Here is a 22,953-nt window from a genome sequence, read left to right as displayed (position 1 = left end):
CATCAGAAGCGACCGCTCTCGTGCGGGTTCCGACGGTTTCGCGTTCGATGCGGAATCGGCATGAGCAGGCGGATCGTCTGTCTGCGTCACGGGCAGACCCTCTGGAACGTCGAGCAGCGCTTCCAGGGGCATTCTGACATTCCTCTCGACGAGACCGGTGCCGCGCAGGCCGCGCGGGCGGCGTCCCTGCTGGCGTCGCTGCGCCCCACCATGATCGTCTCCTCCGATCTCCAGCGGGCCAACGACACCGCCCTGGCGCTGGGGCGGGTCGTCGGGCTCGATGTGGCGGTCGACAAGTCCTTCCGCGAGCGCGGCGGCGGACAGTGGGAAGGGCTGACGCGTGAGGAGATCGCGGCGCGCTGGCCCGACGAGTACGCGGCCTGGGAGGCACCGGACGGCGAACTCGTCACCGACGTGGCCGCCAGGGTCGCGACGGCGATGCGCCTGTGGGCGACCCGGGTGGACGACGACGGGCTGCTGGTCGTGGTGTCCCACGGCGCGGCGCTGCGGCTGGGCATCTGCGAGTTGCTCGGCCTGCCCGAGCCGTTGTGGCCGGCGCTGGGCGGGCTGGGCAACTGCTCCTGGTCCGTACTGCAGGAAGGGCGTAAGGGGTGGCGGCTGCTCGAGCACAACGCCGGCACCTTGCCCGAGCCGGTACGCAGCGACGACAAGCCCGAGGCTGAGGCGTAGACCGTTCGTACGGCTCGGGGGCCGTACGGCGGGGCCTGCGCTGTCCGGGCCTACGTCCAGGACCTACGTCCGGGCCTACGTCCGGGTCCATGTCCGGGTCCGTGTTCGGGGCCTACGTCCAGGTCCATGCTCGGGGCCTACGCCCGGGGTTTCGGCGTGATGGCTGTGCTGCTGAGGGTTCTATGGCTGAGGGCGGTATGGCTGGGGGCGGTATGGCTGGGGTCTCCTGCTCGGGAGTGGTGTGGTTGGGGTCGCGGACTGGTGCATTGCTCGGGGGATGGCCGTGGGTCGTTCGCGATGGCCGGGCGCGTGGATGGCCGCGTGATTAGGCGAATGGAGGCGAATGGCTATATGCTCTCGGAGCGCCGCAATGGGGGGACTCGGAGCGGCGATCAGGGGCTATGGCGCAGTTGGTAGCGCGCCTCCATGGCATGGAGGAGGTCTGGGGTTCGAATCCCCATAGCTCCACCCTTTTTCCTTCTCGCCCTTTGTCGGCATGTTCGTTAGTTGTTTGGATGGCTCCCCGAGAGACGCGCTTTGAGGGAATGGTCCCTCGGGCGCTGTGATGCCCTTTCGCGTTGTGAGACTTTTTGGGTCGTATGTCCTTCTTGGTGGGACATGTCTGGGACTTTCGGAGGAGCGGCAGCGGCGGGTTGGGGGTGTCTGCGTTCGCTGGGGTCCCGCCTGACTGCTCGCTATGGGGTGGGGGGGCCTCTGGGCGGCCCTGGACGGGGGCGGATCTGGCGGGGCGGGGTCAGGAGAAGACGACCGACTTGAGCAGCAGCCTGCTGGAGGCGCGGCCGCCGGGGCGCAGTGAGAAGTAGTCGCCCGTGCAGTCGGGACCGGTGAACATCGTGACCGTGGAGGTCGTGCGGTTCACCGGCGTGTGGGCGCTCCGGTCGGTGTCGCGGACCTCCGGAATGTCGATGCAGGTGCCGCTCCTCGGGTTGGTCAGTTCGCCGGTGGCTGCGCCTTCGGTGGTGGCGTACTTGTAGGTGAAGGTGCCGGTGGCCGCGTGAGCGGGGGTGCTGGTGCACAGCGCCATGGCCAGCGCCAGGGATGAGGCGGCGAGCGCGGTGAGCGTGGTGCGGGCGGTGATGGTGGTGCTAGCGCGGGCTGTCATGGTGATGTGGGTCCTCTCGGTTGTGGTGAAAACTTGATCGAAGCTGCGGTCGACACCACATCCTACGACTACCGAGAGTTGTTGATCGACTACTGAACGAGTAAAGGGGTGAGTGGTCTGGGCCCGTTGGGTGTGTGGGGGATTGAGGGGCGAGGGGTGGGGGCGATGGAGGCTTGTGTCAGCGGCCCTTTTCGTAGACGACCAGGCCGCGGGAGAGGTGTAGGGGGACGAGGATGAGCTCGACCAGGAGGGCTTTCCAGGCGTAGTAGAGGTTCACGGCCTTGTTCAGGTAGACGAAGGGGAGATTGAGCAGGACCTGGGCCACGGGGAGTCTGCGGCGTCTGGCGGCGTAGAGGAGGGCGGGGACGGTGAGGAGGAGTTCGCCGCCCAGCCACCACGCCATCGTGCGGGCCACCGGTTGGTCCAGGCCCAGGGTGAGGACCACGGGCGTCGCCCACCACAGGGGTGCCAGCAGGATCTCCAGCAGCGCCACGATGATCCAGGTCGCCAGCATGGGCTTGCGGGTGAGCAGGCGGGGGAGATGGAGGCGGACGTTCTGCATGAAGCCCGCCATCCAGCGCCACACCTGTTTGCGGAGGTAGGTGAGGGTCTCGGGGTCGGCGGCCCACGCGACGGCGGCTGAGACGTAGACCGCCCGGTGGCCCTGGAGTTGCTGGGTCCAGGTGTAGTCCATGTCCTCGACGATCGTGCGTTCGGGGAAGCCGCCCGACTCGGTCAGGACCGTGCGACGGAAGGCCGAGCAGCAGCCCGAGCAGACCATCGGGCTGTCGGCCAGTTGCTGGATCGGGCGGTGCCAGTGGAAGCCGAAGAGGTATTCGGTGGATCTGCCGCGCTCCCAGGGGGTGCGGGCGAACCTCGTCTGTACGTTGCCGGCCGCCACGTTGACCGCAGGATCGGAGAAGGCCGGCTTGATGCGCTCGATGTAGTCGGGGGCCAGGACGGTGTCGGCGTCCACGGCCAGGACCAGGTCGGTGTCACAGTGGGGGAGCGCGTGGTTCTGGGCCTTGGCCTTGCTGCCGAGGTTGCGCGGTGGGCGGAGCACGGTGACGCCGTAGGAGGCCGCCACCTCGCCGGTGCGGTCGGTCGAGCCGTCGTCGACCACGATGACCTTGTCGGCGGGGACGGACTGCGACTGGATGGACTGCAGGGTGGCGGGAAGGCCGTGCTCCTCGTTGTGGGCGGGGATGATCACCGTGAGGGTGAAGGGCGCTGTGGTCGAGGGCGCGGTCTGGGGTGGGGGCTGGGGTGGGGTCACTTGCGTCGCCCCCTGAGCTTGAGGGCGATCAGTGCTGTGAGGCCGACCGTGGCGTAGATGATCAGGCTGAAGCCTAGTGTGGGCGGGCCGCCGGGCATCCTGTGGCTCCCTGTGAGAGTCGGTGGCTGGGTTGATGTGGGATCGAGGATGCTCTGCGAGGGCGGGGCGGCGGGGACCCGAATTGGGTTCTGTGGATGAGGGTGAAAGCTGTCTGGTTGTCCTGTGGACGGTGCCGGTAACGGTGGTGGGGGGGGTGAGGGTGCCTCGGGCCGTCGGCACGGCATCCGTCGCGGATCGACGGCTCACAGGCGGTTACGCGCCTGCGTGGCGGAAAGCGCGGGTGGAGGCCGTCGGGCGGCGTGGGGTTTTGCCAGGTCGTACGTGAAAAGGGTTCGGGCAGGCGCGAGGCCGGGCATCCGTGGGGATGGCCCGGCCTCGGCTGTGGTGGGTCAGTGTTGTATCGCCTGCCCGTGTGCCGCGCGGATGGCGGGCAGGGCAGTCAGGCTGAGGACCACCGTGACGACCCCGACGACCCAGGACGTCCAGGACGCCCCCGTCGAGTGGGTGTACGTGATGACCCAGGGGGCGATGAACAGCAGCACGCCCCACAGGACGTTGAGCCATTCCGTCGCCATGATCCCCGGCCTGGCGAGTGCCACGAGGGAGGTGAGCGTGATGAGGATGCCCATCACGATCAGCGTGGGGGTGGCGCCCGACGCGCCGATGAGCCAGATCGGGGAGAGCAGCGCGTAGATGCCGGCGACCAGGGTGACCCAGTCCTGCCAGCGTGACCATGCCTTCATGAGAACCTCCGCCATCGGCGTGTGTGCTCGGCTGGCCTGTTGGTCAGTCGTTCGGCGGTAACCCCCTGTGACGTGCGGCGATTCCCCTCCTGGATGTGACATTCGGCACACTTCGGCGGGGGCAACATTCCATAGATACCGCACACGAAGGAAATTTTCTAGACGTCCGACTAGGGAGAAAATTTCTTCCCAAATCTTCTTGACCTGGGCGGTTGGCAGTGGCGAAGCTGTGGCAGGAGTGCCGCAGGTGAAAGGACCACCCCTCATGGTCACCGTCCGCTCCTTCGCGTCAGGCGATGAGATCCCCCTAGTCGATGCCTGGAACCGCAGCATGCCGGCCGATCCCACGACGGCCGGCTGGTTCCGCGACTGCGTGCTGCTCGACCCGAACTTCGACCCCGAGGGCCTGCGCGTGGCCGTGGTCGACGGTCGGGTGGCGGGCTGCGCGTACGCCGTGCGCAGGCTGACCCCCCTGGCCCCCGGGACCGACCTGGAGCCCGACACCGGCTGGATCCCGTTCTTCTTCGTCGTCCCCGAGCACCGCCGCGGCGGGCTCGGGCGGCGCCTGGTCGAGGAGGCGCTGGCCTTCCTCAAGGACAAGGGCCGCACCAAGGTGGACTTCTCCTCCTACACCCCCAACTACGTGCTGCCCGGCGCCGACGCCGAGCTGTACCCGGACGGCTACCGGCTGCTGGAGGGGCTCGGCTTCCTGACCCTCTACTCCCCGGTCGCCATGGACCGTACGCTCGTCGGCTACCGGACCCCGCCCGAGGTGCACGAGCTGCGCCGCGCGCGCGAGAGCGAGGGGTACGCCTTCCGCGCCCCCTCCGACGGCGAGCTGCCCGAGCTGATCCGCTTCGCGGCCGAGGGCTTCAACCCCGACTGGGGCGAGGCCATCCGGCAGCACCGCGATCCCGAACGCATCATCATCGCGAAACAAGGCCCCGCGGACAGGGGCGCCATCGTGGGCTTCGCCCTGTACGCCGCCTACCGCGGCATCCCCGAGCGGTTCGGCCCCTTCGGCGTCGACCCAGGGCAACGCGGCACCGGCCTGGGCAAGATCCTCCTCCACCTCACCATGATGCGCATGCGGGCCGAAGGACTGCACTCGTCGTGGTTCCTCTGGACCGGCGAGAACAGCCCCGCCGGTCACCTCTACACCAAGGCGGGCTACGAGATCACCAGGCGGTTCCACGTGATGAGGCGAGCGGCATGACACACGTCCTGGCCATCGGGGCGCACGCGGGCGACCTCGACCTGACGGCGGGCGCCGTGCTCGCCCAGCACGTCCTGCGCGGCGACCGGGCCACGCTCCTGCACCTCACGCTCGGCGAGCGCGGCCACCCCCGCATGTCCGTCGCCGACTACGCGAAGCAGAAGCGCGAGGAGGCCGAGACGTTCGCGGACCGGATCGGGGCGGGCGTCAAGTTCCTCGACCACGAGGACGGCCTGCTGCCCGAGGACGACGAGGTCAAGATGCGGGTCGGCGACCTCATCAGGGAGCTGCGGCCGGACGTCCTCCTGACGCACTGGAGCGCCTCGATCCACAAGGACCACGCGCGTACGCACCGGATCGTCCAGGACGCCCGCTTCTTCGGCGGGCTGAAGACGCTGGAGCGCGAGCACCCGGCCTGCTGGGCGGGCGAGCTGTACTACGCCGACAACTGGGAGGACGCCGAGGGTTTCGCCCCTGACGTGTTCGTGGAGATCGGCGAGGAGGCGTACGAGATCTGGTCGGAGGCGATCACCGGCTACGCCTACGCCAGAGGCGAGACCTACGGCTTCCCGTACGTGGACTACTACCGCGCGCTGACCGTCGTGCGCGGCGCACCGGCGGGATTCGCCCGCGCCCAGGCGTTCGCCGCCCCGAAGGGCTCGCGTGACCTGCGTACCAAGTACTTCGGAAAGGCCCCCCGATGAAACGCATTCTGGCCGTACTCGCCGCACTGACCCTGGCCGGTTGTTCGAGCGGTGGTGGCGGCGGCGGCGCCGCTGCGGGCGGGACGAGCGCGCCGCCCCTGGTGATCCACGCCGTGGACGCGGGCACCTTCCAGGAGGACTTCAACCCCTACCACCTCGAAGGCGTGAACTTCGGCACCAGCGGGATGATCCACGAGACGCTGATGTACTTCAACCGGCTCAAGCCAGGCGAGACCACGCCCTGGCTGGCGCTGAAGCACGAATGGTCGAACGACGGCAAGTCGGTCACGTTCACGCTGCGGCAGGGCGTGAAGTGGTCGGACGGGCAGCCGTTCACCGCCGACGACGTGGCGTTCACGTTCCAGATGCTGAAGGACCACCCCCAGCTCAACAGGAACGCGCTGGAGATCGAGGGCGCCGAGGCGGAGGCGCCGGACAAGGTGCGCGTCGACTTCAAGAACACCTCGTACGCCAAGCTGTTCAACATCGCCGGCAACTCGCCCATCGTGCCCAAGCACGTGTGGGAGAAGCAGCAGGACCCGGTCACCTTCACCAACCCCAAGCCGGTCGGCACCGGGCCCTACACGCTGTCGAAGTTCTCGGCGCAGCTCTACGAGCTGGCCAAGAACCCGTCCTACTGGCAGCCGGGCAAGCCGGAGGTGCCGCTGCTGCGGTTCCCGGCGTACACGGCCAACGCCCTGCAGACGGCGTTGCAGCAGGGTGAGGTGGACTGGGCGGGCGCGTTCGTGCCGGACATCCAGAAGATCTACGTGCAGGGCAAGCCCGAGCAGAACAAGTACTACTACCCGCCCGAGGGCATCGTGACGCTGCTGCCCAACCTGACGAACCCGGTGCTGGCCAAGCCCGAGGTGCGCCAGGCCATCAGCCTCGCCATCGACCGGGACAAGATCGTACGGGTGGCCGAGCGCGGATACACCAAGGTCGCCCATCCGACCGGCGTGCCGATGCCGGGCGGGGAGGCGTACGTGGCGCCCGAGTACCGGGACGCGGCCTACAAGGTGGACATAGCGAAGGCCAAGGAGCTGCTCAAGGGCGTCGACCCGGCGCAGCTCACGTTCGAGCTGCTGGTGCCCTCGCCGTTCACGGACTGGGTGAACGCCGCCCAGCTCATCCGCGAAGACCTGGCCAAGGTCGGCATCACGGTCGAGACCAGGGGCGTGGCCTTCCAGGACTGGGTGTCCAAGGTCGGCAAGGGCAACTACGACCTGTCGATCAGGGCCACCCAGGCGGGCCCGACTCCCTACTTCCAGATGCGCTCGCTGCTCTTCGGCGGGCTGGCCGAGCCGGTGGGGGAGGCGGCCACCGGCAACTACCAGCGCTGGAAGGACGCCGAGACCGACCGGCTGATCGACGCGTACGCCGCCACCGAGGACGAGGCCGAGCACCAGCAGGCCACGCAGGGCCTGAGCAAGATCATGGTGGAGCAGATGCCCGCGCTGCCGCTGTTCTACAGCCCCTCGTGGGCCCAGTACCGCACCGACAAGTACGTGGGCTGGCCCACCGAGCAGGACCCGTACGCGATGCCGTCGCCCTACACCTCGCCCGACGCGGCCGTGGTGCTGCTGCGACTGAAGCCGGCCCCCAGGTGAGGTTCCTCGCCCGGCGGCTCGGCTTCTACCTGCTCACGGCCTGGGCCGCCATCACGCTCAACTTCCTCGTCCCCCGGCTCATGCCGGGGGACCCGGTGGAGCTGCTGGTGGCCCGGATGAAGGGCAACGTCGACCCGGCCGCCATCGACGCGATGCGGCGGGCGTTCGGCATCAGTGACGCGAGCCTGTGGCAGCAGTACCTCGACTATCTGGGCAATCTGGCGCGCGGGGAGCTGGGCCGGTCGATCACGTTCTTCCCGACCGAGGTGTCCACGGTCATCGCCGACAGCCTGCCCTGGACGATCGGGCTGGTCGGGGTCGCCACGCTGATCAGCTACCTGGTGGGCACCTCGCTCGGCGCGCTGCTGGCCTGGCGGCGCGGCACCTGGCTCGACGGGGTGCTGCCGGCGGCCACGTTCATGCACGCGGTGCCGTACTTCTGGGTGGCGCTGGCGCTGGTGTTCGTCTTCGGGGTGACGCTGCGCTGGTTCCCGGTCAGCCGGGCGTACGGGCTGGACGTGATGCCCGGCCTGACCCCCGAGTTCGCGGGCAGCGTGGCCTACCACGCGGCGCTGCCGGCGATCACCATCGTGGCGGCGTCGATGGCCGACCGGATCCTCGGCATGCGCAACGTCATGGTGACCACGCTCGGCGAGGACTACGTGGTGATGGCCGAGGCCAAGGGGCTGACCTCGCGGCGGGTCATGTGGACGTACGCGGCCCGCAACGCGATCCTGCCGAACATCACCAGCTTCGCCCTCTCGCTCGGCTTCGTGGTGGGCGGCTCGGTGCTGACCGAGATCGTCTTCTCGTACCCGGGGATCGGGTCGATGCTCCTCAAGGGGGTGGAGAACGAGGACTTCCCGCTCATGCAGGGCATCTTCCTCGTCATCTCGCTGGCCGTGCTGGTCGCCAACTTCCTGGCGGACCTGGCGTACGTGGTGCTCGACCCCCGGACCAGGCAGGAGTCCGAATGAAGATCAAGATCGGGGCCGGGATCCTCGTCTTCTTCGCGCTGATGGCGCTGCTCGGGCCGCCGCTCATCGGCGCCGACCCCGCCGCCACCAGCGAGGCGGGCCTGCAGGGGCCCTCCGCCGAGCACTGGCTCGGCACCACGCAGACCGGCCAGGACATCCTCGTCCAGATCGTGTACGGCGCGCGCGTCTCACTCGGCGTCGGCCTGCTGTCGGCGCTCATCGCCACCGTGCTCGCGGTCGTGGTCGGCCTGGTCGGCGGATACGTCGGCGGCGCCGTGGACGAGGTGCTGTCCGTGCTGACCAACATCTTCCTGGTGCTGCCCGCCCTCCCGCTGATCATCGTGCTGGCCGGCTACCTGCCGCAGCGCGGCGTGGGCTCGGTCGCGGTGGTGATCGCGGTGACCGGCTGGGCCTGGGGCGCCCGGGTGCTGCGCGCCCAGACCCTGTCCGTACGGCGGCGCGACTTCATCCAGGCCGCGCGGGCGAGCGGCGAGGGGCCGCTGCGGATCGTGTTCTTCGAGATCCTGCCGGTGCTGCTGCCCGTCATCGCCACCAGTTTCCTGGCCACCGTGGTCGCGGCGATCCTGGCCGAGGCCGGGCTGTCGTTCCTCGGGCTGGCCGACCTGTCCACGGTGAGCTGGGGCAGCATGCTCTACTTCGCCCAGAACGGGCAGGCGCTGCTCATCGGCGCGTGGTGGTGGTTCATCCCGCCGGGGCTGTGCATCGCGCTCATCGGCACCGGGCTGGCGCTGGTGAACTTCGGCATCGACGAGATCGCCAACCCCCGGCTGCGTACGATCAAGGCCCCCCGGAAGGCGCGCGCATGAACGTCCTGGAGATCCGCGACCTGAGCGTCGACTACCTGTCCGGCTCCGGAACCGTGCACGCCGTCTCCGGCGTCTCGCTCGACCTGCGCAGGGGCGAGATCCTGGGCCTGGCGGGGGAGAGCGGCAGCGGCAAGTCCACGCTGGCGAACGCCGTCTCCCGGCTGCTGCGCCCACCCGCCGCGATCACGTCGGGCTCGGTCGTCTACCACCGCCAGGACGGCACCGCCGTGGACGTGCTCGCCCTGCGCGGGAACGAGCTGCGCGCCTTCCGCTGGAAGGAGCTGGCCGTCGTCTTCCAGAGCGCCATGAACGCCCTCAACCCGGTCAGCACCGTGGGCGCCCAGATCGACGACGTGCTGCGCGCGCACGCGCCCCGCATGTCGCGCGCCGAGCGGGCCGAACGGTCGGTGGAGCTGCTGCAGCGCGTCGGGATCAGCGCCGACCGGCGCCGCTCCTACCCGCACGAGCTGTCCGGCGGCATGCGGCAGCGGGCCGCCATCGCCATCGCGCTGGCGCTCAACCCCGAGATCATCATCATGGACGAGCCGACGACCGCCCTCGACGTGGTGGTGCAGCGCGACATCCTCGGCGAGATCAGGGCGCTGCGCGAGGAGTACGGCTTCGCGGTCGTCTTCATCACGCACGACCTGTCGCTGCTCATGGAGATCTCCGACAGGATCGCCATCATGTACGCGGGCCGGGTCGTGGAGAGCGGCACCGCCAAGGGGTTGCACCGGGCGCCGCGGCATCCGTACACGATGGGGCTGCTCCGCTCGTTCCCCCGCCTGCGCGGGCCGCGCGAGGAACTGCTCGGCATCCCCGGCACCCCGCCCGACCTGCGCTCACCACCTCCGGGCTGTGCCTTCCACCCCCGGTGCGGGCTGGCGGTGGACGACTGCGCCGTCTCCCTGCCCGTGCTCACGTCCGGGGGCGACGGAGAGGTCGCGTGCCTGCTGAACGACGGGACGGGAGTGTCATGATCATCCTGGAGGGCCGGAACCTCACCAAGCACTTCACCGCCGCGCGCGGGCCCCGGGGCCGGTTCGGCCGCCGGCCGCCCGTACGGGCCGTGGAGGACGTGTCGATCGCACTGCGGGCAGGCACCGTGTCGGCGCTGGTGGGGGAGAGCGGCTGCGGCAAGAGCACGGTGGCGCGGCTGCTCGCCCAGGTGTACCCGGCCACGTCGGGTGAGGTGCTGCTGCGCGGCGAGCCCGTACGCGCCCACCGCGGCGGCGCGTTCCGCGACTACCGGCGGCAGGTCCAGCTCATCTTCCAGGACCCGTTCGCGTCTCTGAACCCCTTCCACCGCGTGCGCTACCACCTGGCCAGGCCCCTGCGCCTGCACGGCCACGCCCGCTCGGCCGAGCACGAACGCGAGCTGGTCGCCGAACTGCTCGAACGCGTCAGCCTCACCCCGGTCGAGCAGTTCATGGACAAGCTGCCGCACGAGCTGTCCGGCGGGCAGCGGCAGCGGGTGGCGATCGCGCGGGCGCTGGCGGTGCGGCCCGTGGCGCTGATCGCCGACGAACCCGTGTCGATGCTGGACGTCTCGATCCGGCTCGGTGTGCTGCGGCTGCTGGAGGGGCTGGCCAGGGACAGCGGGCTGGCGCTGCTGTACATCACCCACGACATCGCGAGCGCGCGCTACTTCGCCGAGGACATCACGGTCATGTACGCCGGGCGGCTGATCGAGAGCGGGCCGAGCGAGGAGCTGACCCAGGCGGCGCGGCACCCGTACACGCGGCTGCTGCTGGAGTCGGCGCCCGATCCTGACCGGGTGACGCCGCCGGGGGCCGGGCGGCACGGTGAGCCGCCCAGCCTGATCCACCCGCCGGGCGGGTGCCGTTTCCATCCGCGCTGCCCGGTGGCGCTGCCGGTCTGCTCCGGCCAGGCGCCTGGGCGCACGGAACTGGGCGGCGGCCACTGGACCCACTGCTGGGACGCCGACGCCACGGTCGCCGGGCCCGGTCAGGAGGCGCGGTAGCGTTCGGCCAGCGCGTACGTGGTCGCCGCCAGCCGATCGCGCAGTTCGGCGGGGGCGAGCACCTCGGCGTCAGTGCCCAGCCTGAGCAGCTCGCCCACCGCGTGCTCGATCGACTCGATCGGCACCGTGACGCGCGTCCAGCCCTCGTCGTCGGGCGGCTGCGCGCTCTCCCTGGCCGCCGCCACCACGCCGGGCGTCATGAGGTCGGCCAGGCGCTCGACGCCGCGCGGCGACAGGCGCACCTCCGCCTCGCCCCACCGCAACCGGGTCTCGAACTCGGCCAGGTAGTCGCGCCAGTAGGCGGCCAGGTCGAACCCCTCGGGCCGGGTGAACCCCTCGGGCAGGACGTGCAGGCCGAGGATCTGCGAGACGCGGTAGGTGCGTACGTCTTCGCCCGTCCGCGCGACCAGATACCACCGCCCCGCCTTGACCACCAGCCCGTACGGCTCCAGCCGCCGCTCCACCTCCTGCGGCGCCCTCCACCGCCGGTAGCGGACCTGGACGCACCGCTCGTTCCAGACGGCGTCGGCCACGGCCGGCAGGTGGGTCACCGGCTCCCGGTCGCGGTACCACGTGGGCGCGTCGAGGTGGAACCGTTCCTGGATGCGGCCCGCGCGGTCGCGCAGCTCGACCGGGAGCGCGGCCATGAGCTTGAGCTGCGCGGCCGTCACCACCGCGCCCAGCCCCAGCTCGGCGGCCGGGCCGGGCAGCCCCGACAGGAACAGCGACTCGGCCTCGTCCGTGGTCAGCCCGGTGAGCCTGGTGCGGTAGCCGTCGAGGAGCTGGTATCCGCCCCTCGGGCCGGCGTCGCCGTAGAGCGGGATGCCGGCGGAGTGCAGGGACTCGACGTCGCGGTAGATCGTACGGACCGAGACCTCCAGCCGCTCGGCCAGCTCGTGGGCGGTCATCCGGCCACGGGTCTGCAACAGCAGGAGGATCGTGACCAGGCGGGAAGCACGCATATTCACTGACACTACCTGTCAGCGACCAGGGCCTATCTTGCGGGGCATGAACGACTTCGACTTCCTCGCCGGCCGCTGGAACGTCACCAACCGCCGGCTGATCGAACCCCTGTCAGGGAGCACCGCGTGGGAGGAGTTCCCCGGCTTCTCCGTCGCCACCAGGCATTTCGGCGGCGCGGCGAGTTTCGACGAGATCGAGTTCCCGACCAGGGGCTTCAACGGGCTGACCGTGCGCGTCTTCAACGAGGAGACCCGGCAGTGGTCCATCTACTGGGCCAGCAGCGCCACAGGGGCGCTCGACACCTCGCCCATGGTGGGCGCGTTCGATGGGAACCGGGGCGAGTTCCGCGGTGAGGAGGTCTGCGCGGGCAGGCGGGTGCCCTGCCGGTTCGTCTGGACGGTCATCGACGCCGGCACGGCCCGCTGGGAGCAGGCGTTCTCCGGCGACGGCGGGCGGACCTGGGAGACGAACTGGACGATGGACCTCACGCGGGCGTGACCGGGCAGGCTGGGCCGCGCCTTCAGGGCCGGACATCTCACCACCGGGGCCCGGTCCGCGGGTGAGATCACGTGGGACGGCTACCTGAGCGGCGCTCAGCCCTGACCCTCGCCGAACGGCGGCCGGGCCGGCGGCTGCCAACCGGGCTGCTGCTGGACCGGCGGCGGCTGCCAACCGGGCTGCTGCGGCCAGGGCTGCCCGCCCGGGTGCCCAGGCTGGGCGGGTTGCGGGGGGTTCCTGCGGGCGATCACGGCGAAGATCAGCAGCACCGTGCCGGCGACCTGGACGATCAGGCTGACGAGGGCGTGGATGGCGAGAATGATCTCGATCTCGCCCGGACTCCACGAGTCGACCAGCGCGGGGAGCAGGAAGACGATCAAGGCATTGAGCGCCACCCCCACGAGCAGCACGACACAGCCCACCATGCCCAGCATGGCGCCCCGGCCGTGCTCCCGCCGGCGCGTCGCCATGAGGACGGCGCCGCCCAGCAGCAACACGGTCATCACGATCAGCGAGACGATACTGAGAATGGTGGACAGCGAAATGGAACTCAACGACATCTCATCTCCAGCCGGTAGGGGACGAACAGAGAACGCTACGTGGACGCGCGGGCTTCTTCCACCGCGCGGCTGATCGAGGCCAGGTCGTGGCCGCCCTCGTACCGGCGGCCGTTCAGGAAGAGAGTGGGGGTGCCGCGCACGCCGCTGTCGCGGCCCGACTCCTCGTCCACCGCGATCCTGGCGACGTGGCGGTCCACGTCCGGCCAGGGGGCGATGCCCAGCTCGGCGGCGTAGTGCTCCAGGTCCTCGTGGGTGAGGAACCGCTGGTTGTCGTAGAGGATGTCGTGCATCTCCCAGAACCGGCCGTGGTCGGCGGCGGCCTCCGACACGATCGCGGCCGAGGAGGCCCGCGGGTGCAGGGTACGCAGCGGGAAGTGCCGGAAGACCAGGCGCACGTCGGGGTTCGCGCGGCGGATCTCCTCCAGGATCGGGTGCAGCCGGCCGCAGTACGGGCACTCGAAGTCGGCGTACTCGACGATCGTCACCCGTGCGCCGGCCGGGCCGCGTACGTGGTCGTCCGGCCCGACCGGCACGGCGAGGGCGGTGGGCAGCTCGTCGGCGGGCTCGGCCTCGGGCGGCGCGCACACCCCGCCCCGGTCCCAGGCCAGCCGGAAGATCACCCATCCCAGCACCGCCGCCACCAGCGAGCCCGCCAGGATGCCGATCTTCGCCTGGTCGTGCAGCGCCTGGTCGTGGAAGGCCAGGTCCACGATGAACAGCGCCACGGTGAACCCGATGCCCGACACTGCCGCGCCGCCCAGCACCTGCCCCCACACCAGGTTGCCCGGCAGCACCCCCCACCCGAACCGCAGCGGCAGCCACGTGCCCAGCGCGATCCCGGCGAACTTGCCCACCACGAGCCCCAGCGCCACGCCGATGGCCACCGGGGAGGTGGCGGCGGCCCGCAGGGTCTCGCCGTCGAGCCGTACCCCGGCGTTGGCCAGGGCGAAGACGGGCACGACGACGTAGCTGCTCCACGGTTGCAGCCGTAGTTGCAGCCGCTCGTTGACCGACACGGCCCGCTGCACGCGCCGCGCGGCCTCCCTGGCGGCCTGCGCGCTGGGCTCGCTGGTGAACTCGTGCACGGCCTCCCCGGCCAGGAGCAGCTTGTGGTCGGTGGGGGCGTACACGAAGACGAGGATGCCGAGCGCGATGCCGACCAGCGTGGGGTGGATGCCGCTCTCCAGCGTGGCCACCCAGAGCGCGAACCCCAGCACGATGTACGCCGGCGCCCGCCAGATCTTCAGCCACCGCAGCGTCACGATGGCCGCCAGCAGCACCGCCGCGCAGACGAGCGCGGGCACGGACAGCGCGGAGGTGTAGAAGAGCGCGATGATCATGATCGCGAGCACGTCGTCCACGATGGCCAGCGTCAGCAGGAACGCCCGCAGCGGATCGGGGCACCGGGCCCCCACCACGGCCAGCACGCCCAGCACGAAGGCGGTGTCGGTGGCGATCGGCACGCCCCACCCGGCGGCCCCCGGCCCGCCGTGGTTGAGCAGCAGGTAGAGCCCGGCGGGCACCAGCATGCCGCCGAGGGCCGCCACGGCGGGCACGGCGATCAGCCGCCGGTCCCTGAGCTGACCGAGCCGTACCTCGTAGGAGACCTCGAGCCCGATGAGGAAGAAGAAGACGGTCATGATGCCGTCGTTGACCCAGTGCCGCAGGTCGAGCGAGAAGTGGGCGTCGCCGAAGGAGATGCCCATCGTGGTGCGCCAGAACGTCTCGTAGGTGTCCGCCCACGGTGAGTTCGCCCAGAGCAGGGCCAGCACAGTGGCGCCGAGCAGCACGCTGGTGCTTCCGGCCTCGGTCCTCAGGAACGCCCGCAACATCACCGATCTCCCCCCGGAGACCCGATACTAGGCGTCACTCACCCGTGGGCCCGCCGGGGGCAGACCGTTCGGCCGTCAAAGGAACAGATAGACGGCGGCGTCCCTGGCCAGCAGAAACCCGACGATGGCCAGCGCCCAGCTCACCATCGACGCCGAGTGCTTGGTCAGCCAGGCCCGCAGCCGCTCCAGCTTCGGCTCCAGCCAGGCCCCGGCCACCCCGCGCAGCCCCATGAGCGCCAGCGGCGGCAGAATCATGATCAGTACGTACCCCGCCAGCACCGGCACCCACTGCGCCGCCACCAGCCCCGAGCTGGTCATCATCCCGATCGCGGCCAGGTACGGCACCATCGTGGCCACCTCCAGCACCCCGGCCGTCAGCCCCAGCAGCACCATGGCCCGGGGCCCGCCCACGCGCGGCTCGAACGTCCGCTCCGGCCTGCCCCGCTTGGCCCGCCGCTTCGGGTCGAACCGGAAGCTCAGCGCGAACAGCCCCACGCCGAGGGCGAGCTGCACGATGTACGCGGGCCGGCTGTTCAACGCGTCGCCGAACGCGTCCATGGCCGCCGTCAGGCCCAGCATGAGGGCCACCCCGACGAGGAAGTAGAAGCCGGCCACGGTGGCCAGGTAGATCAGCAGCCGTGACGCCCGCGACCGGTCGGAGGACAGCAGCAGGTAGACGGGGATGCCGAGGGTGCCGAAGCTGGTGCTGTCGACCACCGCGAGGGCCGCGAGGGCGAGCAGCAGTGCGATCGTCATGGGGAAATCATGCTGAACCGGGGCCCGTTCCTGCCTCCTCCGGCGGGCTGAACCGGGCGTACATCCTTCTGCTCACCCGCGGCCGGGCGGTGAGGTGCCGCCGGGAGCCGGGCGGGGCTCCCGGCGGGTCTCACAGGTTGCGCAGGTAGGCCAGGGACGGCGCGAAGAAGTATTCGCCGCCCTTCATGGTGACGGTCTGAGCCACCTGGGCCTGCGGGACGGACTGCTCGGGCTCGCCCCACACCCTGGGGAAGGTCACCTTGACGTCGCGGTCACCCTGCCCGATGACCGGGTCGTGGCCGGTGGCCGGCACCTCGAAGTCGGGGTTGTCGGCCCAGGTCTGCTGGGTGAACTCGAACTGGCCGAGCAGGCTGCCGTTGAACGCCATGAACAGCAGCCCCACCTCGCCGCTCGGGCGGTGCTCCGGCGGGGAGTCGTCCGACGGGTCGTCGGTGCGCTCGCCGTACGTCTGCCCGCGCCTGGCCATGAGCACCTCACGCCCGAACGAGCGCGGGTTGGTCTTCCTGACGTGCCCCGAGAACGGGCACCTGGAGCCGTCGTCGCCGTCGAAGGTGAAGTCGTTGCTCACCGGCCCGCCGCCCGCCTTGGGCTTGACGGTCAGCGGGGTGCCGTCCTTGAAGCGGCCGACGAGCATGGCGCCCGCGCGGGGACGGTCGGCCCCGGCGAGGCCTAGAGCGTCGGCCAGGTCGCGCTCGATCTCCTTGAAGGCCCGCACGTTCTGCTCCAGCTTCCTGAACACCAGGTAGCTGCCGTGATGGCGGACCGGGTTCGGCGCGAACGGGTCGGGCACCAGGACGCTCGCCAGCGGGAACGCCGGGTCCCAGTGCTTCTTCGGCTCCCTGTCCACCTCGTCCTTCAGGAACAGCGGCTGGCTGCGGCCGTCCACGTAGCCGAAGTGCTCGATGCCGTCGCCGGCCGGGTTGCGCATGCCCTGGCCGCGTTCCTCGCCGAGCAGCCTGGCGCTCTCGGGCAGGTCGCCGAGGATCTCCTCGCGCAGCCGCTCGACCGGCCCTGGGTCGGCGTCGCCGATCAGGATGACGGCGTGGATCTCCCGCTGGTAGGCGCGCTCCCACTGCTCCACCGGCGGGTCGGCGACCACCCCGACGCGCCGCTTCATGCCGTCGCGGAAGACCGGGTCGCCGAACTTGCGCACGTCCTCGACCGAGTGGCCGAGGTCGCGGTAGCCGGCCTTGCTGATGCCGATGCCCACGTACGGTGTGCCGCGCCGGCGGCCGGTGGCGAAGTCGCGCACCTCCTCCAGGTGCCTGCGCGCCGACTTCATCTTCGTGGTGGCGATGCCGCGCAGGAACGCCCGCCCCTCGGCCACGTCGTTGAACCGGACGAACAGCACGGACAGGTGCTCGCGCACGTGGGCGCGCAGGATGTTCGGCTGCAGGTTGTCGAGCATCGCCTTTGTGTCGGCGTCGAGCGTGGCCGAGTCCCAGGCCAGAGGTCTTTCGTTGTGCAGGTCGACAGGCATTGCCGTGTCCCTTTCCCCGTTTCCGATGAGAATCGGACCCCCTACGCGCCGCCGGGGGACTGTTTCCCCGCGAGTCCCCCGGCGTTCTGCGCGCCCCACCAGTACGACTCCCGAAGTGCCGGGAAAGTTTCCGGGAAAGTGGCAAGCCTGATTTCCCGAGCGAGCGGCCCGCCTACGACCGAAGGCGTACCGGAGCCGCCTCCCCGAGGGCGATTCCGCCCTCCGCGCGGGATGGCAGCGTGGACGCATGAACGCACTCCGCAGAGCCCTGGGCGGCCTGTCGCTGCTGTACGCGCTGGTCTTCCTGACCTTCGGGCTGCTGCACGCCGGGATCGGGGTCGGCCCGCTGCGCGAGCCCGTGATCGTGCCGGCCGCCGTCGTCGAGACGTTGTGCGCCGGGGCGATGGCGGCCGGCGCGTACGGCGCGCTGTCCGGGAGGCGGTGGGCCTGGGACGGCCTGATCTACGCCCACGCGTGCGCACTGGGCGGGGTGTTGCTGGGGATCCTGGCGCTGGCCTTCGGCCCGGTCGCCGGGACGGCGCTGCTCACCTGGTATCACAGCGCCATGGCGGTCGTGCTCACCGCCGGGCTGACGGGCGCGTTCTACGTCTCCAGGGTGCGCAGGTAGGCGGCGGCCTCGGCGAGGCGGCCCTCGTCGAACACCCGGATGCCGTTCAGCTCCAGCAGCGCCGTGGTGACGCCCCGCCCGGGGGCACGCCGCCCCTGGAAGCTGCCGTCGTAGACCGACAGCGCCCCGCACGAGGGGCTGCCCTCCTTGAGCACCGCCATCCGGATCCCCTCGGAACGCGCGGTCGCGAGCGCCGCCCGCGCACCCGCCAGGAACTCCGCCGTCACGTCGGACCCGTCGGACGCCACCACGCGGGCCGCGCCGGACAGGACGGCCGCGCCGCCCGCACCGCCCTCGATCTCGGCGGCGGGACGGGGGACGGGCAGGCCGCCCGCCACCTCGGGGCAGAAGGTCACCAGCCGCCCCTCCTCGCGCCACTCGGCCAGCCGGGCGGCGTCGCTGGTCTTCGCCCGGCCGTCGTAGCGCACCTTGCGGCCCATCAGGCAGGCGCTGACGAGGATCCTCTCCACGCCCTCGATCCTATGAGCACCTCGCGGGCGGCGGTCGCGGGAGGGGGCGGGGTGGCCGGGCGATAGCCTTACCCCCGATGAACACCGTCGTCTCCGCTGTCGTCATCGGCGGCGCGCTGCTGCTGATGCTGATGAGCCTGATCGTCGCGATCCGCAACCGGCCGATGGGCATGGTGCTGCTGGTCGGCTTCGCCCTGCTCGAGGTGGCCGTCCTGGTGCAGGCGGGGTTCGTGATCGCGGCGGTGGCGGGCGGCGGAGGGCCGGGCGACAAGGTCACGCTGTTCGGCTATGTCGGGGGTCAGGTGCTGATCCCGCCCGCCGGGGTCTTCCTGGCGCTGGCCGAGCGGAGCAGGTGGGGGTCGGCGATCCTGGTGGTGGCCGGGTTCGCGATCGCGGTGATGACCGGCCGGTTGCTGCAGATCTGGCAGGGCGTGGCGTGACCACGCCCATCGGCGCGGGGCCAGGGCGGGCGCTGATCGCCGTCTACGGGCTGTTCTCCCTGGCCGCGGGGGCGCGGGCGGGCGTGCAGATCGCGAGCAGGTTCGGTGAGGCGCCGCTGGCGTACTCGCTGTCGGCGTTCGCGGCGCTGGTCTACCTGCTGCTCACTGTCGCGCTGTGGCGCGGCGAGCGCCGTCTGGCGCTGGCGGCGCTCGGCATCGAGCTGGCCGGGGTGCTGGTCATCGGTACGCTCAGCCTGCTCGACGCGGCGGCCTTCCCCGACGAGACCGTGTGGTCCGCGTACGGCAGGGGCTATCTGTTCATCCCCCTCGTGCTGCCCCTCGTGGGCCTCTACTGGCTGCGGCGCAGGCGTTAACGCCCCAGGCCCCGGGGCAGCCGCAGTCCATGAGCACGATCGAACACACGGAAGAGGTCAAGGTTCCCCTCCGGGTGGCCTACGACCAGTGGACGCGGTTCGAGAGCTTCCCCCGGTTCATGGAGGGCGTGGAGTCGGTCGAGCGGCTCGGCGGTACGCGTACGGCGTGGGTGGCGGAGGTCGCGGGCGTCAGACGTGAGTTCGAGGCGGAGATCACCGAGCGGCGGCCCGGCGAGTGCGTCGCCTGGCGCAGCGTCGGGGGGCCGCACCACGCGGGCACGGTGACCTTCCACCGGGTCGACGACGACAGGACCAGGGTCACGCTCAGGATGGAGTACGACCCCGAGGGCTTCGTCGAGGCCGCCGGTGACTGGCTGCATCTCGTCCGCATGCGGGTCGTCGGTGACCTCAGGCGTTTCAAGACGTTCATCGAATCGTGCGGTAACAAGACCGGCAGCCAGGAATAAACGGATATTACGGTCCAGTTAAAGGTGGTGATTCATCCCATGACTTGATGAGTGGAGGATATTCGCGGCATGAGCGTGCTCGTCCAAGAGACCCGAGGCAGAACCGCACCCCTGGCCTGGCTCCTCGTGCTGGGAATCGTCCTCGCCGCGCTGAACCTGCGCACCGCCGTCACCAGCGTGGGCCCGCTGCTCGACCACCTCGCCGCCGGGCTCGGCATGTCGAGCGTCGGCACGGGGCTGCTGACCACCCTGCCCGTCCTGGCCTTCGCCGGCGTGGGAGCGGTCACGCCCACGCTCGCCCGGCGGGCCGGTGAGCACCGGCTGCTGCTGCTCGCCCTGGTCACGCTGGGCGTGGGGCTGCTGGTCAGGTCGCTGGTCGACTCGGCGCCCGTGTTCCTGCTGAGCAGCGCGGTCGCCCTGTCCGGCGGCGCCGTCGGCAACGTGCTCATCCCGACGCTGATCAAGCGTCACTTCCCGGCCCGTACCGGGATCATGACCACCGTCTACACCACGGCCCTCGCGGTGGGCACCATGCTGGCCGCCGCCGCGACCGTGCCGATCGAACGCGCGTCGGGAGACTGGCACATCGCGCTCGGCGTGTGGGCGGCCCTGGCCGCCGTCGCCGTCCTTCCGTGGCTCGCGCTGCTGCGCAGTGAGCCGGAACGGGACAGCGGCGGCCGGGGCGCGGGCCTGCGCAGCCTGCTCAGGAGCAAGCTGGCCTGGATGGTCGCGATCTACTTCGGCACCCAGTCGATGATCGCCTACATCATGTTCGGCTGGCTCGCCACGATCCTCACCGACACGGGATACAGCACGTCGGAGGCGGGGTTCGTGCTCGCCGTGTTCACCGCGCTGAGCATCCCCGTCTCGATCCTCGTGCCCGTGGTCGCCTCCCGCCACCGCGACCAGCGCCCCACCGTGATCGGGCTCGTCTCGTTCTACGTGGTCGGCTTCCTCGGGCTGTGGTTCGCGCCGCCCTCGACGGCGCTGGTGTGGGTGGTGTTCGTGGCCGTGGGGATGGGGTCGTTCCCGCTGGCGCTGATGATGCTGGCGCTGCGCACCCGTACGCCGGAGTCCACGGCCGCGCTGGCGGCGTTCGGGCAGAGCGCCGGATATCTCATCGCGGGCGCGGGGCCGCTGCTGGTGGGGGTGCTGCGGGAGGCCACGGGCGGCTGGGCGGTGCCGTACGCGCTGATCTTCGTGGTGCTCGCCGCCCAGCTCGTCACCGGCCTGTACGCCGGCCGCGACCGTTATCTGGAGGACGAGCGGAACCCTGCCAGAATGACCGCGTGAATTCCACCCTTGTCACCTTTCCCCACGGCCTGACCAGCGGCCGCTCAGAGATCGTCGGGGTCGTGCCGGTGGGGGACCGGCACGGCCTCGTCGTCGCCGAGACGCCGTTCCATCCCCTCGACCACACCTGGCCGGACCAGCCCGCCGACCGGGGCACGATCGGCGGCCTGGCCGTCGTCGACTGCGTCACGGGGGCGCAGTCGAACGACGGCCAGGTCCTGCTCGGCGAGGACGTCCCGGTGCGGCGTGGCGCCGAGGACCGGCAGTGGCTGGTCGTCCACGTGACCGAGACGCCGCTGCCCGTGGGCGCCGAGGTGGACCTCGAGGTGGACCCGGTCCACCGGGCGGCGCTCTCGGCCGGGCACACGGCCTGCCACCTGGCCGCGCTGGCGCTCAACGCCGCGCTCGCCGGGCACTGGCGCAAGGAGACCAGGCCCGACTCGCTCGGGCGTCCCGACTTCGACCAGGTCGCGATCGCCTCCTCGCGCATCGAGCCGCACGGCAGCGTGGACGTCTACCGCCTGGGCAAGTCGTTGCGCAAGAAGGGCTTCTCCGCCGACGACCTGGACCCGGCGAAGGCCGCGCGGGAGGTGAACGAGCGGCTGGCGGCCTGGGTGGCCGCCGACGCCCCGGTCGGTCTGGAGGTGCCGGGGCCCGAGCTGACCGCCCGGCGCACCTGGCACTGCTCGCTGCCCGACGGGCAGGCGTCCATCCCGTGCGGTGGCACCCACGTACGCGGGACGGCGGAGCTGGGCGAGGTCACCGTCACTCTCGCTCTCGACGACGCGGCCCTGACCATGCGGACCACGTGTACGGGTCACCGGCGACCATGACGGGCTCCAGGCGGGCGAGTTTCTCCGGATTGACGATCAGGTAGACGGCCTCGATCCGGCCCGCCACGATCACCAGCGAGACGACGGTGACCACTTGCCCACCGGCCGAGCCGACCACGGCGGGCGCGTTGTTCAGGGTCGTCAGCCCGACCGACAGGTCGGCGTCGCCGGACACGCCGATCGAGGCCAGGAAGCGGGCGCTGTTCGCCGGGCTGGTGATCGACAGCAGGTAGCGGCCGGCCTTCTCGGGCCCGGTGATGACCCGCAGCGCCGCCCTGGCCCTGCCGCCGCCGTCGGTGATCACCGCCACCTGGTCGGAGAACATCGCGATCAACGCGTCCAGGTCGCCCCCGGCGGCGGCGCTCATGAAGCGCTCGGTGATGCGCCTGCGCTCGTTCCCGTCCACGTCGAAGCGCGGGCGCTTCTCGCGTACGTGCTCCCGCGCCCGCCGCGCGAGCTGCCGGGTGGCCGGCTCGGCCCGTCCGATGATCCGCGCGATCTCGGCGAACGGCAGGTCGAACGCCTCCCGCAACACGAACACCGCCCGCTCCAGCGGCGAGAGCGTCTCCAGCACCACCAGCAGCGCCAGCTCCACGGAGTCGGCCAGCTCCGCCCGGTCCGCCACGTCGGGGGACGTGCTGATCGGCTCGGGCAGCCACGGCCCCACGTACGACTCCCGCCGCGACTTCACCCACCGCAACCGGTCGACGGCCAGCCGCGAGGTCACCGTGACCAGGTACGCCCTGGGGTCGTCGACACCCGACTCGTCCACGCCTGACCAGCGCAGCCACGCCTCCTGGACGACGTCCTCTGCGTCGGCGACGCTGCCCAGGATCCGGTAGGCGACCGCGGTCAGCAGGCTTCGGTGCTCCTCAAAGATGGGCATGAACCTAAGACGTATCACCGGGGTCCCGGCGTGACACGAGGGGTCCAGGACTCCGTTACACTTGTTGATCGCAAGGGGCTATAGCGCAGTTGGTAGCGCGCCTCCATGGCATGGAGGAGGTCTGGGGTTCGAATCCCCATAGCTCCACCCAAGCGGGTTCGATCAACGGCGGTGTCCTTCGGGGCATCGCCGTTTTTTGCGTGTTCGGGTCGGGCTCTGGTCAATGGCGCCTGTGCTGGGAG

25 protein-coding genes and 2 tRNA genes are annotated in these 22,953 nt (G+C 70.7%); 17 read left to right on the top strand and 10 right to left on the bottom strand.

What is annotated here, in order from left to right; all coding sequences use genetic code 11:
* Nucleotides 1–60: 60 nt before the first annotated feature.
* The gene (locus ACZ6S0_RS39270; RefSeq protein ID WP_465924410.1) at nucleotides 61–690 is read left to right on the top strand and encodes a histidine phosphatase family protein; all 630 of its coding nucleotides are present in this window, start codon (nucleotides 61–63) and stop codon (nucleotides 688–690) included.
* A 395-nt stretch (nucleotides 691–1,085) separates the two neighbouring features.
* A tRNA-Ala gene (locus tag ACZ6S0_RS39265) sits at nucleotides 1,086–1,158 on the top strand.
* Between the two features lie 286 nt (nucleotides 1,159–1,444).
* On the opposite strand, the gene ACZ6S0_RS39260 is transcribed toward ACZ6S0_RS39265, so the two are convergent.
* From ACZ6S0_RS39260 to ACZ6S0_RS39250, 3 genes are all read right to left on the bottom strand, one after another.
* Nucleotides 1,445–1,813, bottom strand: coding sequence for a hypothetical protein (locus ACZ6S0_RS39260; RefSeq protein ID WP_465924409.1), 369 nt, complete (start codon nucleotides 1,811–1,813; stop codon nucleotides 1,445–1,447).
* Between the two features lie 178 nt (nucleotides 1,814–1,991).
* On the bottom strand, nucleotides 1,992–3,089 hold the full coding sequence (locus ACZ6S0_RS39255) for a glycosyltransferase family 2 protein (RefSeq protein WP_465924408.1): 1,098 nt from the start codon (nucleotides 3,087–3,089) through the stop codon (nucleotides 1,992–1,994).
* A gap of 449 nt (nucleotides 3,090–3,538) precedes the next feature.
* A complete protein-coding gene (locus tag ACZ6S0_RS39250; RefSeq protein WP_465924407.1) occupies nucleotides 3,539–3,892 on the bottom strand; it encodes an SPW repeat domain-containing protein in 354 nt (117 codons plus the stop codon).
* A gap of 247 nt (nucleotides 3,893–4,139) precedes the next feature.
* Here ACZ6S0_RS39250 and ACZ6S0_RS39245 point away from each other — a divergent pair, with 247 nt between their 5' ends.
* Genes ACZ6S0_RS39245 through ACZ6S0_RS39215 form a run of 7 tightly spaced genes read left to right on the top strand, consistent with a single transcriptional unit; the run spans nucleotide 4,140 to nucleotide 11,210 of the window.
* Complete coding sequence (locus ACZ6S0_RS39245) at nucleotides 4,140–5,108, top strand: GNAT family N-acetyltransferase (protein ID WP_465924406.1); 969 nt, start codon at nucleotides 4,140–4,142, stop codon at nucleotides 5,106–5,108.
* The gene (locus tag ACZ6S0_RS39240; protein WP_465924405.1) at nucleotides 5,105–5,812 is read left to right on the top strand and encodes a PIG-L deacetylase family protein; all 708 of its coding nucleotides are present in this window, start codon (nucleotides 5,105–5,107) and stop codon (nucleotides 5,810–5,812) included. Before ACZ6S0_RS39245 ends, ACZ6S0_RS39240 begins: the two co-directional genes overlap by 4 nt.
* On the top strand, nucleotides 5,809–7,422 hold the full coding sequence (locus tag ACZ6S0_RS39235; protein WP_465924404.1) for an ABC transporter substrate-binding protein: 1,614 nt from the start codon (nucleotides 5,809–5,811) through the stop codon (nucleotides 7,420–7,422). Before ACZ6S0_RS39240 ends, ACZ6S0_RS39235 begins: the two co-directional genes overlap by 4 nt.
* A complete protein-coding gene (locus ACZ6S0_RS39230; protein ID WP_465924403.1) occupies nucleotides 7,419–8,399 on the top strand; it encodes an ABC transporter permease in 981 nt (326 codons plus the stop codon). Before ACZ6S0_RS39235 ends, ACZ6S0_RS39230 begins: the two co-directional genes overlap by 4 nt.
* The gene (locus tag ACZ6S0_RS39225; protein WP_465924402.1) at nucleotides 8,396–9,226 is read left to right on the top strand and encodes an ABC transporter permease; all 831 of its coding nucleotides are present in this window, start codon (nucleotides 8,396–8,398) and stop codon (nucleotides 9,224–9,226) included. Before ACZ6S0_RS39230 ends, ACZ6S0_RS39225 begins: the two co-directional genes overlap by 4 nt.
* Complete coding sequence (locus ACZ6S0_RS39220; protein WP_465924401.1) at nucleotides 9,223–10,206, top strand: ABC transporter ATP-binding protein; 984 nt, start codon at nucleotides 9,223–9,225, stop codon at nucleotides 10,204–10,206. Before ACZ6S0_RS39225 ends, ACZ6S0_RS39220 begins: the two co-directional genes overlap by 4 nt.
* Complete coding sequence (locus ACZ6S0_RS39215) at nucleotides 10,203–11,210, top strand: ABC transporter ATP-binding protein (protein ID WP_465924400.1); 1,008 nt, start codon at nucleotides 10,203–10,205, stop codon at nucleotides 11,208–11,210. The genes ACZ6S0_RS39220 and ACZ6S0_RS39215 overlap by 4 nt, the downstream gene beginning before the upstream one ends.
* Here the strand turns inward: ACZ6S0_RS39215 and ACZ6S0_RS39210 are convergent.
* Nucleotides 11,195–12,172: a helix-turn-helix transcriptional regulator gene (locus ACZ6S0_RS39210; RefSeq protein ID WP_465924399.1), complete on the bottom strand. Its 978-nt coding sequence runs from the start codon at nucleotides 12,170–12,172 to the stop codon at nucleotides 11,195–11,197. The two genes, ACZ6S0_RS39215 and ACZ6S0_RS39210, sit on opposite strands and share 16 nt — an antisense overlap.
* Before the next feature lie 46 nt (nucleotides 12,173–12,218).
* On the opposite strand from ACZ6S0_RS39210, the gene ACZ6S0_RS39205 reads away from it, so the two are divergent.
* Entirely contained in the window at nucleotides 12,219–12,671 is a 453-nt protein-coding gene (locus ACZ6S0_RS39205; RefSeq protein ID WP_465924398.1) for a hypothetical protein, read from the top strand.
* Nucleotides 12,672–12,766: 95 nt separating this feature from the next.
* On the opposite strand, the gene ACZ6S0_RS39200 is transcribed toward ACZ6S0_RS39205, so the two are convergent.
* From ACZ6S0_RS39200 to ACZ6S0_RS39185, 4 genes are all read right to left on the bottom strand, one after another.
* Nucleotides 12,767–13,225: a hypothetical protein gene (locus ACZ6S0_RS39200; protein WP_465924397.1), complete on the bottom strand. Its 459-nt coding sequence runs from the start codon at nucleotides 13,223–13,225 to the stop codon at nucleotides 12,767–12,769.
* 41 nt (nucleotides 13,226–13,266) lie between these two features.
* A complete protein-coding gene (gene nhaA, locus ACZ6S0_RS39195; RefSeq protein ID WP_465924396.1) occupies nucleotides 13,267–15,063 on the bottom strand; it encodes a Na+/H+ antiporter NhaA in 1,797 nt (598 codons plus the stop codon).
* Between the two features lie 75 nt (nucleotides 15,064–15,138).
* Nucleotides 15,139–15,819, bottom strand: a complete 681-nt coding sequence (locus ACZ6S0_RS39190; protein WP_465924395.1) for a GAP family protein — start codon at nucleotides 15,817–15,819, stop codon at nucleotides 15,139–15,141.
* Between the two features lie 130 nt (nucleotides 15,820–15,949).
* Nucleotides 15,950–17,320: a Dyp-type peroxidase gene (locus ACZ6S0_RS39185; protein WP_465924394.1), complete on the bottom strand. Its 1,371-nt coding sequence runs from the start codon at nucleotides 17,318–17,320 to the stop codon at nucleotides 15,950–15,952.
* Between the two features lie 247 nt (nucleotides 17,321–17,567).
* Between ACZ6S0_RS39185 and ACZ6S0_RS39180 the strand changes: the two genes are divergently transcribed.
* Nucleotides 17,568–17,948: a hypothetical protein gene (locus tag ACZ6S0_RS39180; protein ID WP_465924393.1), complete on the top strand. Its 381-nt coding sequence runs from the start codon at nucleotides 17,568–17,570 to the stop codon at nucleotides 17,946–17,948.
* Here the strand turns inward: ACZ6S0_RS39180 and ACZ6S0_RS39175 are convergent.
* Nucleotides 17,924–18,418, bottom strand: coding sequence for a 2-thiouracil desulfurase family protein (locus ACZ6S0_RS39175; protein ID WP_465924392.1), 495 nt, complete (start codon nucleotides 18,416–18,418; stop codon nucleotides 17,924–17,926). The two genes, ACZ6S0_RS39180 and ACZ6S0_RS39175, sit on opposite strands and share 25 nt — an antisense overlap.
* Nucleotides 18,419–18,495: 77 nt before the next feature.
* Between ACZ6S0_RS39175 and ACZ6S0_RS39170 the strand changes: the two genes are divergently transcribed.
* The 5 genes from ACZ6S0_RS39170 (at nucleotide 18,496) to ACZ6S0_RS39150 (ending at nucleotide 21,825) form a co-directional block, all read left to right on the top strand.
* Nucleotides 18,496–18,858: a hypothetical protein gene (locus ACZ6S0_RS39170; RefSeq protein WP_465924391.1), complete on the top strand. Its 363-nt coding sequence runs from the start codon at nucleotides 18,496–18,498 to the stop codon at nucleotides 18,856–18,858.
* Nucleotides 18,855–19,232: a hypothetical protein gene (locus ACZ6S0_RS39165; protein WP_465924390.1), complete on the top strand. Its 378-nt coding sequence runs from the start codon at nucleotides 18,855–18,857 to the stop codon at nucleotides 19,230–19,232. The genes ACZ6S0_RS39170 and ACZ6S0_RS39165 overlap by 4 nt, the downstream gene beginning before the upstream one ends.
* 29 nt (nucleotides 19,233–19,261) lie before the next feature.
* A complete protein-coding gene (locus tag ACZ6S0_RS39160; RefSeq protein WP_465924389.1) occupies nucleotides 19,262–19,699 on the top strand; it encodes an SRPBCC family protein in 438 nt (145 codons plus the stop codon).
* 69 nt (nucleotides 19,700–19,768) lie between these two features.
* Entirely contained in the window at nucleotides 19,769–20,992 is a 1,224-nt protein-coding gene (locus tag ACZ6S0_RS39155) for a CynX/NimT family MFS transporter (RefSeq protein ID WP_465924388.1), read from the top strand.
* Nucleotides 20,989–21,825: an alanyl-tRNA editing protein gene (locus ACZ6S0_RS39150; RefSeq protein ID WP_465924387.1), complete on the top strand. Its 837-nt coding sequence runs from the start codon at nucleotides 20,989–20,991 to the stop codon at nucleotides 21,823–21,825. Before ACZ6S0_RS39155 ends, ACZ6S0_RS39150 begins: the two co-directional genes overlap by 4 nt.
* Here the strand turns inward: ACZ6S0_RS39150 and sigJ are convergent.
* Nucleotides 21,758–22,711 carry an RNA polymerase sigma factor SigJ gene (gene sigJ / locus ACZ6S0_RS39145; RefSeq protein ID WP_465924386.1) on the bottom strand — a complete coding sequence of 318 codons (954 nt, stop codon included), beginning with the start codon at nucleotides 22,709–22,711 and terminating at the stop codon, nucleotides 21,758–21,760. The genes ACZ6S0_RS39150 and sigJ overlap by 68 nt on opposite strands.
* Nucleotides 22,712–22,785: 74 nt before the next feature.
* Here sigJ and ACZ6S0_RS39140 point away from each other — a divergent pair.
* Nucleotides 22,786–22,858, top strand: a tRNA-Ala gene (locus ACZ6S0_RS39140).
* The last annotated feature ends 95 nt before the right edge of the window (nucleotides 22,859–22,953 follow it).

The sequence above is a fragment of the Nonomuraea sp. NPDC051298 genome (genome assembly GCF_055586305.1).
This window is presented reverse-complemented; position numbering and strand designations above follow the sequence as displayed.

Bases quoted from the DNA above. Each gene is read 5' to 3' on its own strand.
- ACZ6S0_RS39270 (WP_465924410.1), top strand. From the start codon at position 61: ATGAGCAGGCGGATCGTCTGTCTGCGTCACGGGCAGACCCTCTGGAAC.
- ACZ6S0_RS39260 (WP_465924409.1), bottom strand. From the start codon at position 1,813: ATGACAGCCCGCGCTAGCACCACCATCACCGCCCGCACCACGCTCACC.
- ACZ6S0_RS39250 (WP_465924407.1), bottom strand. From the start codon at position 3,892: ATGAAGGCATGGTCACGCTGGCAGGACTGGGTCACCCTGGTCGCCGGC.
- ACZ6S0_RS39240 (WP_465924405.1), top strand. From the start codon at position 5,105: ATGACACACGTCCTGGCCATCGGGGCGCACGCGGGCGACCTCGACCTG.
- ACZ6S0_RS39235 (WP_465924404.1), top strand. From the start codon at position 5,809: ATGAAACGCATTCTGGCCGTACTCGCCGCACTGACCCTGGCCGGTTGT.
- ACZ6S0_RS39225 (WP_465924402.1), top strand. From the start codon at position 8,396: ATGAAGATCAAGATCGGGGCCGGGATCCTCGTCTTCTTCGCGCTGATG.
- ACZ6S0_RS39220 (WP_465924401.1), top strand. From the start codon at position 9,223: ATGAACGTCCTGGAGATCCGCGACCTGAGCGTCGACTACCTGTCCGGC.
- ACZ6S0_RS39215 (WP_465924400.1), top strand. From the start codon at position 10,203: ATGATCATCCTGGAGGGCCGGAACCTCACCAAGCACTTCACCGCCGCG.
- ACZ6S0_RS39210 (WP_465924399.1), bottom strand. From the start codon at position 12,172: ATGCGTGCTTCCCGCCTGGTCACGATCCTCCTGCTGTTGCAGACCCGT.
- ACZ6S0_RS39205 (WP_465924398.1), top strand. From the start codon at position 12,219: ATGAACGACTTCGACTTCCTCGCCGGCCGCTGGAACGTCACCAACCGC.
- nhaA (WP_465924396.1), bottom strand. From the start codon at position 15,063: ATGTTGCGGGCGTTCCTGAGGACCGAGGCCGGAAGCACCAGCGTGCTG.
- ACZ6S0_RS39190 (WP_465924395.1), bottom strand. From the start codon at position 15,819: ATGACGATCGCACTGCTGCTCGCCCTCGCGGCCCTCGCGGTGGTCGAC.
- ACZ6S0_RS39185 (WP_465924394.1), bottom strand. From the start codon at position 17,320: ATGCCTGTCGACCTGCACAACGAAAGACCTCTGGCCTGGGACTCGGCC.
- ACZ6S0_RS39180 (WP_465924393.1), top strand. From the start codon at position 17,568: ATGAACGCACTCCGCAGAGCCCTGGGCGGCCTGTCGCTGCTGTACGCG.
- ACZ6S0_RS39170 (WP_465924391.1), top strand. From the start codon at position 18,496: ATGAACACCGTCGTCTCCGCTGTCGTCATCGGCGGCGCGCTGCTGCTG.
- ACZ6S0_RS39160 (WP_465924389.1), top strand. From the start codon at position 19,262: ATGAGCACGATCGAACACACGGAAGAGGTCAAGGTTCCCCTCCGGGTG.
- ACZ6S0_RS39155 (WP_465924388.1), top strand. From the start codon at position 19,769: ATGAGCGTGCTCGTCCAAGAGACCCGAGGCAGAACCGCACCCCTGGCC.
- sigJ (WP_465924386.1), bottom strand. From the start codon at position 22,711: ATGCCCATCTTTGAGGAGCACCGAAGCCTGCTGACCGCGGTCGCCTAC.